Annotated in this window: 16 protein-coding genes; 5 read left to right on the forward strand and 11 right to left on the reverse strand. The window is 63.7% G+C overall.

What is annotated here, in order from left to right; translation table 11 throughout:
• Positions 1-87: 87 nt before the first annotated feature.
• Positions 88-2,850 (forward strand): M16 family metallopeptidase, encoded by a 2,763-nt coding sequence (locus NKT35_RS05665; RefSeq protein ID WP_254299643.1) that lies wholly within the window; start codon positions 88-90, stop codon positions 2,848-2,850.
• A 39-nt stretch (positions 2,851-2,889) separates the two neighbouring features.
• Here NKT35_RS05665 and dinB read toward each other — a convergent pair whose 3' ends face one another.
• The 3 genes from dinB to NKT35_RS05680 all read right to left on the reverse strand — a co-directional run bounded on the left by dinB (position 2,890) and on the right by NKT35_RS05680 (position 5,127).
• Positions 2,890-4,035 (reverse strand): DNA polymerase IV, encoded by a 1,146-nt coding sequence (gene dinB / locus NKT35_RS05670; protein ID WP_254299645.1) that lies wholly within the window; start codon positions 4,033-4,035, stop codon positions 2,890-2,892.
• Positions 4,036-4,046: 11 nt separating this feature from the next.
• Positions 4,047-4,346 carry an Rdx family protein gene (locus tag NKT35_RS05675; RefSeq protein ID WP_254299647.1) on the reverse strand — a complete coding sequence of 100 codons (300 nt, stop codon included), beginning with the start codon at positions 4,344-4,346 and terminating at the stop codon, positions 4,047-4,049.
• Between the two features lie 322 nt (positions 4,347-4,668).
• Positions 4,669-5,127, reverse strand: a complete 459-nt coding sequence (locus tag NKT35_RS05680) for a copper chaperone PCu(A)C (RefSeq protein ID WP_254299649.1) — start codon at positions 5,125-5,127, stop codon at positions 4,669-4,671.
• A 191-nt stretch (positions 5,128-5,318) separates the two neighbouring features.
• Between NKT35_RS05680 and NKT35_RS05685 the strand changes: the two genes are divergently transcribed.
• The 3 genes from NKT35_RS05685 (at position 5,319) to NKT35_RS05695 (ending at position 7,064) form a co-directional block, all read left to right on the forward strand.
• On the forward strand, positions 5,319-5,966 hold the full coding sequence (locus tag NKT35_RS05685; protein ID WP_254299651.1) for a MarC family NAAT transporter: 648 nt from the start codon (positions 5,319-5,321) through the stop codon (positions 5,964-5,966).
• A 73-nt stretch (positions 5,967-6,039) separates the two neighbouring features.
• The gene (locus tag NKT35_RS05690; protein WP_254299653.1) at positions 6,040-6,744 is read left to right on the forward strand and encodes an AzlC family ABC transporter permease; all 705 of its coding nucleotides are present in this window, start codon (positions 6,040-6,042) and stop codon (positions 6,742-6,744) included.
• Positions 6,741-7,064 carry an AzlD domain-containing protein gene (locus NKT35_RS05695; RefSeq protein ID WP_254299655.1) on the forward strand — a complete coding sequence of 108 codons (324 nt, stop codon included), beginning with the start codon at positions 6,741-6,743 and terminating at the stop codon, positions 7,062-7,064. Before NKT35_RS05690 ends, NKT35_RS05695 begins: the two co-directional genes overlap by 4 nt.
• Here NKT35_RS05695 and NKT35_RS05700 read toward each other — a convergent pair.
• Both NKT35_RS05700 and NKT35_RS05705 read right to left on the reverse strand, forming a co-directional pair.
• Complete coding sequence (locus NKT35_RS05700; protein ID WP_254299658.1) at positions 7,059-8,372, reverse strand: sodium-dependent transporter; 1,314 nt, start codon at positions 8,370-8,372, stop codon at positions 7,059-7,061. The genes NKT35_RS05695 and NKT35_RS05700 overlap by 6 nt on opposite strands.
• Before the next feature lie 233 nt (positions 8,373-8,605).
• Complete coding sequence (locus tag NKT35_RS05705) at positions 8,606-9,973, reverse strand: amino acid permease (protein WP_254299659.1); 1,368 nt, start codon at positions 9,971-9,973, stop codon at positions 8,606-8,608.
• A 494-nt stretch (positions 9,974-10,467) separates the two neighbouring features.
• Between NKT35_RS05705 and NKT35_RS05710 the strand changes: the two genes are divergently transcribed.
• On the forward strand, positions 10,468-11,229 hold the full coding sequence (locus NKT35_RS05710) for a glycine zipper 2TM domain-containing protein (RefSeq protein ID WP_254299661.1): 762 nt from the start codon (positions 10,468-10,470) through the stop codon (positions 11,227-11,229).
• A gap of 98 nt (positions 11,230-11,327) precedes the next feature.
• Here the strand turns inward: NKT35_RS05710 and NKT35_RS05715 are convergent, their stop codons facing one another.
• The 6 genes from NKT35_RS05715 to bioH form a co-directional block, all read right to left on the reverse strand.
• Positions 11,328-12,209 (reverse strand): sterol desaturase family protein, encoded by an 882-nt coding sequence (locus NKT35_RS05715; RefSeq protein WP_254299663.1) that lies wholly within the window; start codon positions 12,207-12,209, stop codon positions 11,328-11,330.
• Between the two features lie 127 nt (positions 12,210-12,336).
• On the reverse strand, positions 12,337-12,987 hold the full coding sequence (locus NKT35_RS05720; protein ID WP_254299665.1) for a glutathione S-transferase family protein: 651 nt from the start codon (positions 12,985-12,987) through the stop codon (positions 12,337-12,339).
• Between the two features lie 93 nt (positions 12,988-13,080).
• Complete coding sequence (locus NKT35_RS05725) at positions 13,081-13,983, reverse strand: patatin-like phospholipase family protein (RefSeq protein ID WP_254299666.1); 903 nt, start codon at positions 13,981-13,983, stop codon at positions 13,081-13,083.
• Positions 13,984-13,998: 15 nt separating this feature from the next.
• Positions 13,999-14,550: a GNAT family N-acetyltransferase gene (locus NKT35_RS05730; RefSeq protein WP_254299669.1), complete on the reverse strand. Its 552-nt coding sequence runs from the start codon at positions 14,548-14,550 to the stop codon at positions 13,999-14,001.
• A 34-nt stretch (positions 14,551-14,584) separates the two neighbouring features.
• A complete protein-coding gene (gene bioC / locus NKT35_RS05735) occupies positions 14,585-15,493 on the reverse strand; it encodes a malonyl-ACP O-methyltransferase BioC (protein ID WP_254299674.1) in 909 nt (302 codons plus the stop codon).
• Positions 15,490-16,254, reverse strand: coding sequence for a pimeloyl-ACP methyl ester esterase BioH (gene bioH / locus NKT35_RS05740; protein WP_254299683.1), 765 nt, complete (start codon positions 16,252-16,254; stop codon positions 15,490-15,492). Before bioH ends, bioC begins: the two co-directional genes overlap by 4 nt.
• Positions 16,255-16,268 lie beyond the last annotated feature (14 nt).

Below are 16,268 nucleotides of genomic sequence, written 5' to 3' on the forward strand. Positions count from 1 at the left end.
GACATGATATGGCTGAATGTTAGACCTATCAGCCGACCTGGATCGCCGGCCTGCAATAATCTGTCTGCCATGGACAGCGGAGAATCTATGCGCATCAAACACCTTGCCCTAGCCATCGCCCTAAGCATCGCCCCTGCCGCGGCCGTGTGGGCCGACGCCGCCCCGGTCGCCGCCGCTCAAGCCACGCTGTCGCCTTACGCCGTTGTGGAAGGCATCAGCGAATACCGGCTCGCCAATGGCCTGCGCGTGCTGCTGGCGCCCGACGCCTCCAAACCGGTCGCCACGATCAATCTCACCTATCTGGTCGGCAGCCGCCACGAAAGCTACGGCGAAACCGGCATGGCTCACTTGCTGGAACACATGATGTTCAAGGGGACCGGCCAGATCGCCAATGTGATGGACGAGCTGTCTCGCCGCGGCTTCCAAAGCAATGCCAGCACCGCGCAGGACCGCACCAACTATTACGAATCCTTCCCGGCCGGCGAAGAAAACCTGGCCTGGGCGCTCGGCATGGAAGCCGACCGCATGGTCAACAGCCGCATCGACCAGGCGGACTTCGACAAGGAATTTTCCGTCGTCCGCAATGAGATGGAAAAAGGCGAAAGCGACCCCTTCCGCACCTTGTGGAAGCAGCTGACCGCCGCCAGTTTCGACTGGCACAACTATGGCCACAACACCATAGGCGCGCGCTCCGACGTGGAGAAGGTGAAGATGGAAAATCTGCGCGCCTTCTACCGCAAGTATTATCAGCCGGACAACGCGGTGCTGGTGATAGGCGGCAAGTTCGATCCCGCCCAGGCGCTGGCGCTGGCGCAAAACACGCTGGGCAAGCTGCCCAAACCGCAGCGCCAGCTGGTTCCCACCTGGACCGTGGAGCCGCAGCGCGACGGCGAACGCCAGATCACCGTGCGCCGCGTCGGCGACACCCACATGCTGGCCGCGCTGTATCACGCTTCATCCGGCAGCCACCCGGACTGGGCCGGTCTGGAAATGCTGGACGCGATTCTGACCGACAACCCCAATGGCCGGCTGTATAAAAGCCTGGTCAATCGCAAGCTGGCGGTTGGCGTCTGGCCCGTCAGCATGGGCTTGGCCGAACCCGGCTACGTATCTTATTGGCTGAAGCTGTCCAAGGAGCAGAACAGCGAGCCGGCGCGCAAAGCCTTGCTGGGCACCTTGGAAGACTTCAAGCGCCACCCGGTGACGCAACAAGAGCTGGACCGCGCCAGAAGCGCCTGGCTCAGCGACTTCAGCCAGACGGCGGCCGATTCGCAATCGCTGACCTTGGCCTTGACCGAAGCCATCGCCCAGGGCGACTGGCGCTTGTTCTTCCTGCAGCGCGACCGCATCGAGGCGCTGCAGCCCGCCGATGTGCAGCGCGTGGCGGAAAACTACCTGAAAGCCAGCAATCGCACGCTGGGCGAGTACTTGCCGACGGCCAAGCCCGACCGCAGCGCGATTCCGGACACGCCGGACGTGGCCAAGATGGTGGAAGGCTATCAAGGCAAAGCCCAGCTCAGCCAGGGCGAAAACTTCGACCCCAGCCCCGCCAACATCGATCAGCGCACCGAGCGCGCGACGCTGCCCAATGGCGCCAAGCTGGCGCTGCTGCCCAAGAAAACCCGCGGCAATACCATCAGCGGCTATTTCGCCTTCCAGTTCGGCAATGCCGCCAACCTGGCCGGAAAAGCCACGATCAGCCAGCTGACCTCGGCCATGCTGCTGCGCGGCGCCGGCAAGCTCAGCGCCAGCGAAATCTCCAGCCGCATCGATCAGCTCAAAGCCTCGCTGCAGATCAGCGGCAGCGGCCAGAATCTGCGCGTGGGCTTCAGCGTCCAGCGCGAGCAATTGCCCGCGCTCTTGGCTTTGATCGGCGACGCGCTGAAATCTCCCACCTTCCCGGCCGATGAGTTCGCCAAGCTGAAACTGGCCAGCCAGAGCAATATAGACAGCCTGCGCAACAATCCGCAGTCGCAGGCCTACCAGTCCATCGCCAAGCGCATGGACCCTTACCCTGCCGGCGACATCCGCCATTTCGCCACGCTGGATGAGCAAAGCGCCGCGCTGAAGGCCGCGACGCTGGAACAGCTCAAAGCGTTCCAGCGCGAGTTCTACGGGGCCGGCCACGCGCAGTTCGCCCTGGTTGGCGACTTTGACGCCGCGGCGGTCAAGCGCCAGCTTGGCGAACTATTCGGCGACTGGAATAGCCGCCAGGCCTACAGCCGCCTGGAGGAGAAACAGCGCGCGGACCAGGCCGGCAGCGAGCAACTGCAATTGGCGGACCAGGCCAACGCCGTCTATTTCGCCGCCCTGCCGCTGGCGCTGCAAGACGATTCGCCGGACTATCCCGCCCTTCTGGTCGCCAACCGCATTCTGGGCGGCGAAACCAAATCGCGGCTGTTCCAGCGCCTGCGCCAGCAAGACGGGCTCAGCTACCATGCCGGCAGCGACCTGATGGTGGATAGCTTCGCGCCGGTGTCGCAATGGATACTGTCCGCCATCTACGCGCCTCAAAACCTGGCCAAGATCAAGACCGGCGTCAGCGAAGAGCTGGCCCGGCTGCTGAAGGACGGCGTGACTGCGGAAGAAGTGGCGGATGCCAAGCATTCCTTGCAGCAAGCCCGGCAGCTGGCGCGCGCGCAGGACGATACGCTCAGCAGCGCACTGGCCGGCCAGCTGGAGCGCGGCCGCACCATGGCCTTCAGCGCCGGCCTTGAGCGCCAGATAGAGGCGCTGACGACGGAACAGGTCAACGCCGCCTTGCGACGCTATCTGCAACCGTCGCAGCTGGTGGAAGCCTATGCCGGCGACTTCGCCGCCACCGCCAAAACCGCCAAGTCCGGCTCCTAAGGCGGATGCCCCGCCAGCGGGGTGATCCGCCATGCCCCCTCAGCCATCCAACGGAGGGGCAACCGCCTCGCTGCCGACGTCTGAGGCCTGATCTGGCGAGGCGTCGGGAAAAGGCCGGCCATGCCGGTCAAACAATCGCAGCTGGCGCGGCAAGTCCTGCTCGTCCGCCAGCTTCACCCCCACCCCCAGCAAACGCACCGGCCGGCCGCCGCGGGCATGGCCGGTGCGCAACAGCTGGCCGAACGTCGCCATCGACAGCGCGAACCCTGTCTGCTCCACCGTGGTTTGGCTGAAATCGTCGAACTTCAGTTTGACGGACAAACCCTTGAACTCCGGATTGCCGTTGCGCGCCAGCCGGGCCTGCAATCTGTCGGCCAGTTCCGGCAGCTTGGCCAGGCAACTCTGCAGATCCGGCAAATCCTGAGCATAGGTTTCTTCCACGCTGATGGACTTGCGGCTGCGGTCCGGCGATACCGGCCGCTCGTCGCGGCCCAGGGCCATCGCCAGCAATTGCTCGCCGAATCGGCCGAAATGGCGGAACAGATCGGCGGCGGGCCAGCGCCGCAAATCGCCGCAGCTGTGGATGCCCAGCTTGTGCAGGCGCTCCGCCGTCACCCGCCCCACGCCGTGCACTTTCTCCACCGGCAAGGCGGCGACAAAGGCATCCACGTCGCGCGGCCGCACCAGAAACTGGCCGTCGGGCTTGTTCCAGTCGCTGGCCACCTTGGCCAGGAATTTGTTCGGAGCGATGCCGGCCGAGGCGGTGATGCCCACTTCGTCGCGGATCTGGCGGCGGATGGCTTCCGCCATCAGCGTGGCGCTGCCCTGCTCGTGCGGCTGGCCGGTCACATCCAGATAAGCCTCGTCCAAGGACAAGGGTTCGATCAGTTCGGTATAGCGCAGGTAAATGGCCATGATCTGCTGGCTGGCCAGCCGGTAGCGCGCCATGTCCGGCGGCAAGATCACCAGCTCAGGGCATAGCCGCAGCGCGCGCGCCGACGACATCGCCGAATGCACGCCGAAACGGCGGGCCACATAATTGCAGGTGGCGATGACCCCGCGCGTTTCCGGCCGCCCGCCAACGGCCAACGGGAGCTCGCGCAGGCTGGGGTCGTCGCGCATCTCGATGGCGGCGTAGAAGCAGTCGCAATCGACATGGATGATTTTGCGCTGCGGGGCGTTCATCGCGGCGTCGCTCAGGCGGGGCGGTCGCTATGCCCCAGCGGCTTGTCCGGCGCGATGCGGTCGCGCAAGCGCTGTTTCAGCAGCTTCAACTCGGGAAAGCCATCATCGCGTTTACGATCCCACAGCAGCTCGCCATCGACCTCGACGCGGAAGACGCCGCCGCTGCCGGGACGCAACGCCACTTCGGACAATTCTTTTTCAAAGGTGGTCAGCAGCTCTTGGGCGAGCCAGCCGGCGCGCAGCAGCCAGCGGCAGCCGGTGCAATAGTGGATGACGACGCGGGGCAAAACGGAGGCGGCGGAAGCGGTCATGCGGAGGGAATGGACAGAAGGAACAAGACTCTAGCATAACGCATAAAAGTGCCGCCGGGCCCCCTGTCTGTAGTTTGTATCGAACGCGATAAGCGTCCGCTCCTCCATCTCTCTTTATATTTGGCAGACTTGGCGCAAAACCGGTTTGCGGGGGCCGGCGGCGGGCATGACGTCTTGTTCAAAGCTCATTACGGGAGCCAGTTTGCCCAGCGAAAATCCGCCTGTAAAGCGCCTTCGTCGTTGCTGCAAAGCACCATGTAACTTCGGCGCAACGCGGTTTCGCATTGCGCCGAAGCTTGGGAAAACAGATATAAATCAGTGATCAATGCTCATGGCCGCCGGCGGCGCCGTCCTGCACCACCACGTCCACGGTCACGCTGCCCGCCTTTTCGAATTTCAGCGTCAGCGGGAAATGATCGCCAGCCTTCAGCGGCTGCTTCAGGCCCATCAGCATCACGTGATAGCTGCCCGGCGCGAACTTGACGGTTTTGCCGGCCGGCAGCTCCACGCCGCCTTCCACTTTGCGCATCCGCATCACGCCGTTATCGTTGATATGGGTATGCAGCTCGGCGGTTTCCGCGCGCGGCGTGGCGGCGGACACCAGCTTGTCGGCTTCCTTGCCCTTGTTCTCCAGCGACAAGTACACGCCGCCCGTGGCGCTGGTTTCCGGCATCGCGCGGCTCCAGGGATGGCCGATGTGGATGGAACCCAACTCAAAGGAATGGGCGGCGGCGAGGCCGGACAAGCACAGGCCGATCAGGGCGGCGGCGAAGCGTTTCATGGATTGACTCCGGGAGAATAGAGAAATGCTTCACTTTAGCATGGCACAATAGCCGGCAAGCGCGGCAAAATGTCGCAGCCGTGCGGTCTACGCCACAAGAAACCGATGCCATCGGATTAAAAGGCAATTGCCCGCTATCCAGCCAAATCGGAACCTTCTACAATCGTCAGGCACTAATTCGGCCCCGCATCATGTTCAAAACCTTGTCGCTGCAATTCCTGTTTGGCGGTCTGCTCAGCCTGATCACCATCACCAATCCGCTATCCAAGATTCCCCTGTTCATCACGCTGACCCGCGAGATGAGCGAGCTGCGCCGCAACTCGCAAGCCAAACGCGCCTGCGTCTTCGCCGGCGCCATCATGGTGGTAAGCCTGCTGGCCGGCAACCTGATCATGGCCGCCTTCGGCATTTCCTACGGCGCGCTGCGCATCGCCGGCGGCTTTGTGGTGGCGGTATTGGGCTACCGCATGCTGTTCCTGTCGCAAGACCCGGGCCAGACGCCCAAGCAATCGGGCGAACGCGAGGACTACGCCTTCTTCCCGCTGGCCATGCCCGGCATCAGCGGCCCCGGCACCATCGCCGTGGTGATCGGCATCTCCACCGAGATCGCCGAACTGTCGACCTTGCCGGCCAAGGCGCTGGCCTTCGCGATGACCTTCGCCGCCATCGGCCTGACTTGCGCCGGCATGTGGCTGACGCTGAAGTCGTCCTTGCTGATCTCGGAACGCCTGGGCCGCGGCGGCCGCGAAGTGATGACCCGGCTGATGGGCTTTTTGCTGATCTGCATCGGCGTGCAGTTCGTCGGTTCCGGCATCCGCACCTTCATGGCCGGATCCTAAGCCGGCCATCGCGCGGCCAAGCCAAAACACCTATCTGGTATATTGATCATTCCGCCTTTACGGAATGATGCGCATGACCGCTCCTCCCGCCCGCCAGCTGCTGGATGGCGCCCGCGACACCCTGCCGATGATGGTGGGGGCGGCGCCGTTCGGCCTGATCTTCGGCACGCTGGCCACCGCCGCCGGCTTGTCCTCCGCCGCCGCTTTCGGCATGTCGCTGCTGGTTTTCGCCGGCTCCTCGCAATTCATCGCGGTGAGCCTGGTATCCGCCGGCGCGGCCTTGCCGGTGATCTGGCTGACCACCTTCGTCGTCAATCTGCGCCACGCTCTGTACAGCGCCACCCTGCTGCCGCACGCCCGTTCCTGGCCCTTGTCCTGGCGCTGGCCGCTGGCTTTCTGGCTGACCGATGAAACCTTCGCCGTGGTGGAGCACCGTTTCCGCAGCCTGGGCTCGGTCGACGGCCGATGGTATTGGCTGGGCTCGTCCTTGGCGATGTACGGCAACTGGCTGCTGTGGACGCTGGCCGGCATCGCGCTGGGGCGCTCGGTGCCGGGTCTGGCGCAATTGGGCCTGGATTTCGCCATGGTGGCCACTTTCGCCGCCATCGTCGCGCCGCAGCTGAAAAAACGGCCCACGCTGGCCGCCGCCGCGGTCGCCTCCGCCACCGCCCTGCTGGCGCGCGGCCTGCCCTACAAGCTGGATCTGATGCTGGCGGCGCTCTTGGGCGTGCTGGCCGGCCTGCTGGCGGAAAAACTGGACCCGAAGGAGCCGGCATGAGCGAAGCGCAATCCTGGCTGATGATAGCCGGCATGCTGGCCTGCACGCTGGCCATCCGCTCCAGCTTCCTGGTGTTCGGCCACCGGCTGGCCTTTCCCGACTGGCTCAACCGCGCGCTGCATTATGTGCCGGCGGCGGTGCTGTCCGCCTTGATCGCGCCGATGGCGCTGGCGCCGGCCGGCCACATCGACCTGTCCTGGCGCAATGCGTATTTGATCGGCACCCTGGTATCCATCGCCGTGGCCTGGAAAAACGGCAAGACGCTGCTCGCCATCGTGATCAGCTTCGTCGTCTACGGCCTGCTGCGCTGGCTGTTATAGGTTGTAGACCAGCACCATGCCGATCAACAACGGCGCCAGCCAGCGGCAGGCGGCTCGCATCAGCGCCGCCGCCAGCGCGGACAAGCTCAGCTCAGCGCTAACCGCCGGCCAGGCGACGCGCCCGGCAAACAGCGCGGTGCCGATGCAGCCCAGCGGCAGCAGGACATTGGAGGCCGCGTAATCCATCAACTCGAAGGCATTGCGGCCAAACAACTTGTACTCGGCCAGCGGCCCAAAGGACAGCGCCGCCGGAATGCCGGCCAGAAACACCAGCGCGGTCACCAGCAGCGTGGCCTTGCGCCGGCTGACGCCGAACTCGTCTATCGGCAACACCACCACCACTTCCAACAGCGAAACCGCCGAGGTCAGCGCCGCCATCAGCAGCAAGGCGAAGAACAGCACCGCAAACAGCTGGCCGTAAGGCAGATGATTAAACACCGCCGGCATCACCATATAGGTGAGCCCCGGGCCGGCCTGAGGATCCAGTCCAAAAGCGTAGATGGCGGGGAAAATCATCAAGCCCGCCAATACCGAGGTCAGCGCGGTCAACCCGGTCACCCACAGCGCGGAGTTGCCCAGCCGCGCGTCCCGGCCCAAATAAGAGCCGTAGGCCAACATGCAGCCGGCCCCGACCGACAGGGAAAAGCAGGCCAATCCCAGCGCCTCCACCAGCATGGCCGGCGTCAGCTTGGAAAAATCCGGCCGGAACAAGGCCTCCACGCCAGCCTGCGCGCCCGGCAAGGTCAGCGAACGCGCGATCAGCCCCAGCATCAGCAGAAACAATAGCGGCATCAAGGCCTTGCCGGCCCGTTCGATGCCTTTTTGCACCCCGCCCATCACTACCAGCAGCGTCAGCGCCGCGAACAAGGCATGGGTGGCCAGCGACTCGGCGGGATTGCCGACATACTGGCCAAACAAACCGCCCAGCTCGGCCAGATCGCCGTTCATCACGCGGCCGTCCAGCGCGCGCCGCAGATAGCCCAGCGTCCAGCCGCCCACCACGCTGTAAAACGAAAACACCAGGAAGCAGCACAACACGCCGCTGTAGCCCAGCAGTTTCCAGCGCCGCGAGCCCAGCCGGGCGAACGCGCCCACCGCGCCGCAGCCGGCCGCGCGGCCGATGGCCAGTTCCGCCTGCAGCAAAGCCAGGCCCAAGGTAAAGGTGAATGCCAGATAAACCAACAGGAAAGCGCCGCCGCCATTCATCGCGGTGACGTAAGGAAACTTCCAGATCGAACCCAGGCCGACGGTGGCGCCGGCTGAGGCGAGAATAAAACCGAGGCGCGAGCCCCACTGCATGCGTTGCATGGCTACTCCTGAACTAGCTGAAGCTGCCGCCGCATGGGGTGAGACTGGATACAACAAGGCCGCCCTGTGCGGCGGCCTTGGAAAAAACAAACACTCTCCCCTGGCGCGCCGTTTAGCGGCGCCACCACGCTTTGCGATTGGAGGAGAAGGAGAGTTTCGTTTGCATCGTTTTTACAGCATGCCGGTTTGAACGAGGGTCCGTCAAGCCCGGCATGCGCTTTTGGCCGCCGCGCTCAGGCGTTTTCGCGCGCCAACTGCGGCGCGGCCGGCGAGCGCTTCATCCGGTAAGCCACCCACAGCACGCCCAGCCAGATCGGCAAGGCATAGACCGAAACCGACATGCCCGGCGTGAACAGCAGGATGCCCAGAATCATCACCATGAACGCCAGACAGATCCAGTTCGCCGCCGGGAACATGAAGGACGGGAATACCGTCTGCTGGCCCGCCTTGGCGCGGCGGAACTTCAGGTGGGTCAGGCTGATCATCGCCCAGTTGGTCACCAGCGCGGCCACCACCAGCGACATCAACAGGCCCAGCGCCTCGCCCGGCAACAGATAATTCAGGATCACGCAAGCGAAGGTGGCGATGGCGGACGCGATGGTGGCGTTCACCGGCACGCCGCGCTTGTCCAGCTTTTTCAGTCCAGCCGGGGCATTGCCCTGCTCAGCCAGGCTGAACAACATGCGGCTGGTGGCGTACACGCCGCTGTTGTACACCGACAGCGCGGCGGTCAGCACCACGAAGTTCAGCGCATGCGCGGTGAAACCGGCGCCGATCTGCTCGAAGATCATCACGAAGGGGCTGCCGCCGGCCGCCACCTTGCTCCACGGGAACAGCGACAACAGCACCACCAGCGAACCGATGTAGAAGATCAGGATGCGGTAGATCACCTGGTTCACCGCCTTCGGGATCGTCTTCTGCGGGTCGGAAGCTTCCGCCGCGGTCATGCCTATCAACTCCAGGCCGCCGAAGGAGAACATGATCACCGCCATCATCATGAACAGGCCGCTGAAACCGTGCGGGAAGAAACCGCCGTCATTCCACAGATTGGAGATGGAAGCCTGCGGGCCGCCGGTGCCGGAAATCAGCAGATAAGCGCCGAACACGATCATGCCGATCACCGCCGCCACTTTGATCAAGGCGAACCAGAACTCGGACTCGCCATAGGATTTGACATTGGCGAGGTTGATGGCGTTGATGCAGACGAAGCACACCAGCGCGGTGGCCCAGGACGGCACATGCGGCCACCAGTACTGGACATAGGCGCCGACCGCGGTCAGCTCGGCCATGCTCACCAGCACATACAGCACCCAATAGTTCCAGCCGGACAGGAAACCGGGGAAACGGCCCCAATAGCGATAAGCGAAATGGCTGAACGAGCCGGCCACCGGCTCTTCGGCCACCATCTCGCCCAGTTGGCGCATGATCATGAACGCGATGAGACCGGCGATGGCATAGCCGAGAATCATCGAGGGACCGGCCGCCTTCAATACGCTGGCCGATCCAAGGAATAAACCGGTGCCGACCGCGCCGCCAAGCGCAATCAGCTGGATGTGGCGGTTTTTCAGCTCGCGCTTCAAACCTGTGCTGGATTCGCTCAAGAGAGATCTCCTTAGTGTCGGAAGATGGTCAAGCCATCTGATTTTCTAGGCTCCATCTAATCATTGCGAGCCGAGCATCGTCAAACCCGCGCAATCGAATAAAATATCCAAATTATGACTAATGCAGTATTTTTTATATATTAAATTTCAATTAATTTGAAATTTAACAGGAAATATTGCACAAAACCACCCATCATCCTGCGAATTTCCATCTCAAACCCCCTGCTGTCGGCAACTTGTTCGACATTCTGCGTGCCTGGCGCACCGCGCCACTGTCTAGCCATCCACAATGCATGATTCTGCGCGCGCGCTACGCTGTCGTAGCAAGCGAGATGCAATCCAGCGCCTTAATCATCATTCCAAAAGCATCGCTGAAAAATTCGGTTACCTGCGGTGACAAAACATGCACAAAGCCCATGCAACCTCCCGCTATCGTCCACAGTCAGAGCTTTGAAATGGCCAACAGTGCCATCATCCACATCAGGGAGCCCAACATGAAACAATCCGTATTGATCGCCAGCGTGCTCGGCGGCGGCATCGCGCTCGGCGCCATCGGCGTAGCCGGCATCCAGGCTTTGAAGCCTGCCGCTCCTGCCGCTCCTGCCGCTCCTGCCGCTCCTGCCGCGGCCATCGCCGCCAGTGCGCCGCTTGCCCAAGCCTCCGCGCCGACCGCGCAAGCGCTGGCGCCCAGCAGCGCCTCCTCCGCGCTGGGCCAAACCGCTACCGCGGCCACGGCCGCTCCTATCGCCGCCGCAGCTGTCGCCGCGCCCGTAGCCGCCGCTGCCCAGGCCAAACCAGCGGCCAAACCCAAGCCGGTCCACGCCAGCTACGCCAAGGTGCTGGGCGTGACGCCGATCAAGGAAACCGTCAGTACGCCCAAGCAGGTCTGCCATCAGGAACAAGTGACGCATCAGGCGCCGGTGCAGGACAACAACCGCATCGCCGGCTCGGTGCTGGGCGGCGTGGTCGGCGGCTTGTTGGGCAATCAGGTAGGCGGCGGCAACGGCAAGAAGGTCGCGACCGTGGTCGGCGCGCTGGCCGGCGGCCTGGCGGGCAACAAGGTGCAGGAAGGCATGCAGCAGCGCGATCAGGTCACCAGCACGCAGACCATCTGCAATACCGAAAATGTCGATAGCGAAAAAGTGGTGGGCTACAACGTCCGCTACTCGCTGGACGGCAAAACCGGCACGGTGCGGATGGATGAGAAGCCGGAAGGCAAGACCCTGCCGGCCAAAGACGGCAAGCTGCTGATCTGACGCTGGCGAGCTTCGTAGGTCGGAAGCCCGGTCGCACCGGGCATTCCGACACCCCGCGCATCGCACGCGGCTACGAGGCGCCCTTTGGGCCAGCCGCCCTATGCCGAGGCGCGGGTGGCGGCGGGCAGCGGCTTGCTCGCCACCGCCTCGGCCGCTTCCGGCGGACCGAACAGCAAGGTCAAACGATCGCGCCAATTGTCGGCGCGCCAGGCCTCAGCCAGCATGTCCCGCCACTCCACCACGCTGACCCATAAGGGATTGAAACTGTTCACCGGCTTCACCGTGCCGTAGTCGCAGGGATCGCTATCCCATTCTTCGACATAGGTGCCGAACAAGCGGTCCCAGATCACCAGCACGCCGGCGTAGTTGTGGTCGATATAGCGCGGATTTTTAGCGTGATGGCTGCGGTGGATGGAAGGCGTGTTGAATACATATTCCAGCCAGCCCAGCTTGGGCGCGGTCTGGGTGTGGACGAAGAATTGAAAAGCCAGATTGAGCAGCACCGTCGCCACCACCTGCTCCGGCGGAAAGCCTATCCAGGCCAGCGGCAGCCAGAAGGCCCACATGCCCGCCAACGGATACATCAGGCTCTGGCGGAAAGCGGTGGTGAAGTTCATCCGGGTGGAGCTGTGATGGACGCTGTGCGCCGCCCACAGCCACCGCACCCGGTGGCTGACGCGGTGGAACCAGTAGTAAAGAAAATCCTGGCCCAGAAACAGCAGGAAAAAACTCCAGCCGGCGGCGGGGATATCGAATAGGCGGTGATGCTGATACAGCCAGCCATATACAGGCAACACCAGCACCCAGGCCAGCTTGTCCGCGCCTTGGTGCAGCAGGCCCAGCGCCGCGCAGCATAGCGAATCGCGCCAGTCGTACAGGCCCAGCCTGCCCTGCCGCTGCAAATGCCACAGCTCCCAGCCGACAAACAGCAAGAACACCGGCACCAGCGCCAGCAGGATCAACTCCACCGGAAATTTCATCGACAGCCCCTCTCCCGAAACGAGCAAACACTCGATTGGAGTTTAGGCTCTAACACAGGCTAGCTGTCAACTGCCGCCCGCCTGGCGCGCGCTCCCGCCGCCTGCGCTGTGGCGGGAACGCCAAACGCTAGTCGCGGCGCGCCATCAAGGCGGCCAATGCCGCGTCGCGGTCCGCCCAGGTCCGGGCCACGCTGGCGCGGCCGCCCAGGCGCTGCAGATAATCGCGACAGCCTTCCAGCCGCTCGGTCATATCCTCGCCCAAAAAACTCTTGCTCACGCGCGACACCACCGGCAGCACGCCTGCTGCGCTCAAATCGGCGAAACTGAAATCCTCGCCCGCCAGCCAGGGCTTTTGCTGCGCCAGCGACGCCACCGCGGCGATGCCGCGCGCCAGCGCCGGTTTCACTTCCTCGCACAGCGCCGGATCCGGCCGGGTGCCGCGCAGCATGTGATGAACCAGCTTGCTGCTGGGCTGCATCACGTACAGTTCCAGCATCATCATCAGTTCGCGCGCCAGCGCGCGGCCATTCGGCGTCGGCGGCAACAGCGAGGCGGTGGGATAGGCGTCCTCCAGCCACTCCAGGATGACCGTGGACTCGGCCAAAGGCCGCCCATTGATCTCGACGAAGGGGATTTTGCCCATCGGGCTTTTTTCCAGCAGTCCATCCTCCTGCGAGGGCAGGGCCAGCACTTCCTGGAAATTGACGCCTTTCTCCAGCAAGGCGATCTTTACCTTGATGCAGTAGGGCGAAAAAGGCACACCGTGCAATTTGATCATGCGAGCTCCCATTTGGCGATCCAGATAAGCCGCAGGCCGGAAACCTGCGCCTCCGGCCTGCGGCCATGCATATCAATTCCGCTGCTCAATCAATTATTTAGCCAGCGCCAAGCTTTTCTGCTGCAACAATTTGCGGATTTGCGGCAACATCTGCTGCGCCGCCTTCTCGCCTTCCAGAATCGCCTGGTGGCGCGCCTCGAAATCGGCCGAGCCTATGCTCAGCACTTTGGGCTGGATCACCACGTCGGCTTGCTTCAGCTCTTGCGCCAGCACCGGGCCGTTCATGATGTTGAGGCTCTGGTCCAGCATGGAGAAGAAACCGGTGGCCTTGCCCGCTTTGGGACGAGCGGTGATGTCCACAGCGATGACGAACTGCGCGCCCATCTCGCGCGCGGCGCTGACCGGCACCGGGCTGACCAGGCCGCCGTCGACATAGCTCTTGTTGCCTATCTTCACCGGCAGGAACACATTGGGAATGCTGGCGGAAGCGCGCACCGCCTGGCCGGTGTTCCCGGTGCGGAACACCACCTTGCGGCCGGAGTCCAGCTCGGTGGCCACCACGCCCAGCGACTTGGGCAGTTTTTCCAGCGGCCGGTTGCCGACCTGGGCGTTGATCCAGCTCTGCAGCTTCTCGCCCTTGAGCACGCCCTTGCTGGACAAGGTCCAGTCGGTCAGCTCGGACTCGCCCAGCGTCATCGCCTTGGCCTGCAGCTGCATGCCGGTCATGCCGGAGGCGTACAGGCTGCCCACCACGCTGCCGGCGCTGGTGCCGGTGATGATTTCCGGCTCGATGCCGGCCGCTTCCAGCACCTTGATCACGCCGATATGGGCGAAACCCTTGGCTGCGCCGCCGCCCAAGGCCAGGCCGACCTTGACTTTGGCCGGCGTCTTCGGCGCGGTCTCGACATTGCTGTTAATGGGATTGGTGGTGCAGGCCGCCAGCATGGCGGCGACGCCAACCAGCAGCCAAGGACGTACAGCTCGATTGCTAATCATGATTCCATCAGTCTTTTACACGATGGCGGCCTCTGCGGCCGCCGCAACAGGCGCGGGATCGAGCATCACATAATTGAGATGCCGCGCGCCCTCCAATTCGAAATACGTTTCGCCATGCACCGGCATGCCCACCCGCTGGTAAAAGGCGATGGCGCGCGCGTTGCCATGCCATACCGTCAGCCACAAGCGCGGCTGCCCCGCCTGGGCGCTCGCCCATTGCCGCGCCGCGTTCAACAGGCGTTTGCCCAATCCTTGCCCGGTATGGCTTTCCAGCAGATAGAGCCGCTCCACTTCCACCGTCGGGAAGTCGCAGTCCTGGCAGGCGCTGTCCAATTTCATTTGCGCGTAGCCGAGCAGATGGCCGTCATCCTCCATCAGCAGCAGATGCTGCGCCGGATCGGCGATCAAGGCCTCGAACTTTTCCGGCGTGAACTCGGACAACACATAATCGGCAATGCCGCGGCGGATGCCGCCGCCGATCAAATAAGTGTTCAGCCACACCTGTATCGACAAGGCGGCCAGACAAGCCGCGTCATCGGGACGGGCGCTGCGGACTTCCACATGCATTCAGCAGACTCCTGTACGCGCCGTCGGTTCCCATTTAGTCGGCCTTCGGCACTTTCTTGACGAATTCGATCACTTGCCGGCCGTCATCGCTCATTTTGGCCAGCTTCTTGCCGGTGCCCTTCCAGGCATGGCCGTACACCACCTCGTAACTGGCCGGCAGCTTGCCGTCGCGGCGGTGGCGCTCGTACGCCTCCTCCACCTTGCGCCAGGCCTCCTTGCCCATCAGGCCGCGGCCGCGGCCGGCGGTGGCGTTGTGCGCGCCGATGGCTTTCAGATCTCGCATCACCGACTTGGCATTGTCATAGGTTAACACGATCTTTTCCATGTCCATCACCGGCTCGGCGAAACCGGCGCGCATCAGCGCGTCGCCGATATCGTGCATGTCGATGAACTGGTTGACGTGGGTGGCGCCGTCCACGCCGCCGAAAGCATCGCGCAGCTCGGACAAGGTATCCGGCCCCAGCGTAGAGAACATCAGCAGGCCATCCGGCTTCAATACCCGGCGTAGCTCGGCAAACATCTTGTCCGGCACGTTGATCCACTGGATGGTCAGATTGGACCAGATCATGTCCACGCTGCTATCGGCCAGCGGCAGCTTTTCGATGTCGGCGTTGACCTGCCACGGCGGGCTGGGCTTGAACAATTTCTTCAGCAGGCCTTCGCCGGCGCGGCCGCGCTCGCGCGAGGCCAGCAGCATGGCGTGCGCCAGATCCAGCTCAAGCACCCGCGCCTGCGGATAGCGCTCGCGCAATTGCGCCGCGCCGTAGCCGGTGCCGGCGCCGGCATCCAGAATCAGCGCCGGTTGATGCTTGATGTAATCGAGACGCTCGGCCATGCGGTCGGAGACTTCCCGCTGCAGCACGGCGGCAGAATCGTAACTGGCCGCGGCCTTTTCAAACGAGGCGCGCACGCGCGCCTTGTCGGTGTAAAACGCTTCACTCATGCCTGGGTTTCCAGATGCTCGGCAAGCGCGCGCACAAAATCCTGTTCATGCGACAGGAAGGGCGCGTGCGACGCTTGCGGGAATTCGTAAAGGACGGCGTCGGGCAGCGACTCGGCCAGCCAGCGGCCGGCGCCGATGGGGGTGATGGCGTCGCGCGCGCCGTAGAACAACGCCGTGGGGCAGGCAATGCGGCCGGACAGCGAACGGGCATCCGCCTCCAGCAACAGTTCCAGCGCCGGCAGCAAGCCTTGCGGCCGGCCATGCGAGAACAAGGTTTCGCGCAAGGCTTTCAAGGTGTCGCGCGCCGCTGGCGCGCCCATCATCTGCAAGGCGAGAAAACGCTCCAGCGTCTGCTCGAAAGCGCCGTCCAGGCTTTGCGCGACGGCTTCTATCGATTTGCGTTCCTGCGCGTGCGGCCAGCCGGCGTCGCGCACGAAGCGCGGACTGCTGGCAATCAGCGATAGGCTCTTGACCTGCTCCGGATGCCGCGCCGCCCAATGCTGGGCGATCAGGCCGCCGAGCGACCAGCCCACCACATGCGCCGGCAAGGGGAAATGCGCCGCCATGATGTCGGCCACCGCGTCGGCGTCGAAGCGCGCCAGCGCCGGCGAGGCCCCATGGCCGGGCAAATCCACCAGATGCACGCAAAAGCGCGCCGACAGCTGCTCGGCCACGCGGGCGAACACGCCGCCGTGCAAGCCCCAGCCATGCAGCATCACCACGTCCGGGCCCTGGCCCAGCGTTTCGACGAAAAGATCCATGTGCAAACAAATGG

It is taken from the genome of Chromobacterium sp. IIBBL 290-4, from assembly GCF_024207115.1.
Lineage (GTDB): Bacteria > Pseudomonadota > Gammaproteobacteria > Burkholderiales > Chromobacteriaceae > Chromobacterium.

What these genes read in the sequence shown, in the direction of transcription:
- NKT35_RS05665 (WP_254299643.1), top strand. Translation starts at nt 88, where the DNA reads ATGCGCATCAAACACCTTGCCCTAGCCATCGCCCTAAGCATCGCCCCT.
- dinB (WP_254299645.1), bottom strand. Translation starts at nt 4,035, where the DNA reads ATGAACGCCCCGCAGCGCAAAATCATCCATGTCGATTGCGACTGCTTC.
- NKT35_RS05675 (WP_254299647.1), bottom strand. Translation starts at nt 4,346, where the DNA reads ATGACCGCTTCCGCCGCCTCCGTTTTGCCCCGCGTCGTCATCCACTAT.
- NKT35_RS05680 (WP_254299649.1), bottom strand. Translation starts at nt 5,127, where the DNA reads ATGAAACGCTTCGCCGCCGCCCTGATCGGCCTGTGCTTGTCCGGCCTC.
- NKT35_RS05685 (WP_254299651.1), top strand. Translation starts at nt 5,319, where the DNA reads ATGTTCAAAACCTTGTCGCTGCAATTCCTGTTTGGCGGTCTGCTCAGC.
- NKT35_RS05690 (WP_254299653.1), top strand. Translation starts at nt 6,040, where the DNA reads ATGACCGCTCCTCCCGCCCGCCAGCTGCTGGATGGCGCCCGCGACACC.
- NKT35_RS05695 (WP_254299655.1), top strand. Translation starts at nt 6,741, where the DNA reads ATGAGCGAAGCGCAATCCTGGCTGATGATAGCCGGCATGCTGGCCTGC.
- NKT35_RS05700 (WP_254299658.1), bottom strand. Translation starts at nt 8,372, where the DNA reads ATGCAACGCATGCAGTGGGGCTCGCGCCTCGGTTTTATTCTCGCCTCA.
- NKT35_RS05710 (WP_254299661.1), top strand. Translation starts at nt 10,468, where the DNA reads ATGAAACAATCCGTATTGATCGCCAGCGTGCTCGGCGGCGGCATCGCG.
- NKT35_RS05715 (WP_254299663.1), bottom strand. Translation starts at nt 12,209, where the DNA reads ATGAAATTTCCGGTGGAGTTGATCCTGCTGGCGCTGGTGCCGGTGTTC.
- NKT35_RS05720 (WP_254299665.1), bottom strand. Translation starts at nt 12,987, where the DNA reads ATGATCAAATTGCACGGTGTGCCTTTTTCGCCCTACTGCATCAAGGTA.
- NKT35_RS05725 (WP_254299666.1), bottom strand. Translation starts at nt 13,983, where the DNA reads ATGATTAGCAATCGAGCTGTACGTCCTTGGCTGCTGGTTGGCGTCGCC.
- NKT35_RS05730 (WP_254299669.1), bottom strand. Translation starts at nt 14,550, where the DNA reads ATGCATGTGGAAGTCCGCAGCGCCCGTCCCGATGACGCGGCTTGTCTG.
- bioC (WP_254299674.1), bottom strand. Translation starts at nt 15,493, where the DNA reads ATGAGTGAAGCGTTTTACACCGACAAGGCGCGCGTGCGCGCCTCGTTT.
- bioH (WP_254299683.1), bottom strand. Translation starts at nt 16,254, where the DNA reads ATGGATCTTTTCGTCGAAACGCTGGGCCAGGGCCCGGACGTGGTGATG.